Origin of the sequence: Microbacterium sp. GbtcB4, assembly GCF_019091465.1 — a bacterium.
Lineage (GTDB): Bacteria > Actinomycetota > Actinomycetes > Actinomycetales > Microbacteriaceae > Microbacterium > Microbacterium paraoxydans.
The window spans coordinates 1-284 of record NZ_JAGXJJ010000074.1 but is presented as its reverse complement, the minus strand read 5'-3'; the positions used below and the strand labels follow the sequence as shown (position 1 = coordinate 284).

The following is a 284-nucleotide window of genomic DNA, read 5'->3' as shown; positions in this document are numbered from 1 at the left end:
GCACCTGCGCCCGGAGGAGGTCGGCGGCGTAGATGCCTGCGGGTCCCGCGCCGACGATCGCGTTGCGCGGAGTCACTCGTGCACCTCCTGCGGCGGGAGCGCGGCGATGAGTGGGTGGTCGTGCCGGGGGGGGCCGGTGCGGGCGGCGCCTCGGGGCGAGCCGACCTCGTCGAAGAACTCGACGTTGGCCTTGTAGTAGACCTGCCACTCGTCTGGGAGGTCGTCCTCGTAGTAGATCGCCTCGACGGGGCACACCGGCTCGCACGCTCCGCAGCCCACGCACT

Annotated in this window: 1 protein-coding gene; it reads right to left on the bottom strand. The window is 72.2% G+C overall.

The window, feature by feature from the left end; translation table 11 throughout:
- Nucleotides 1-72: 72 nt before the first annotated feature.
- The coding region (locus tag KVS71_RS17335; RefSeq protein ID WP_217585140.1) for a 4Fe-4S binding protein at nt 73-284 on the bottom strand (212 nt) is incomplete at its 5' end.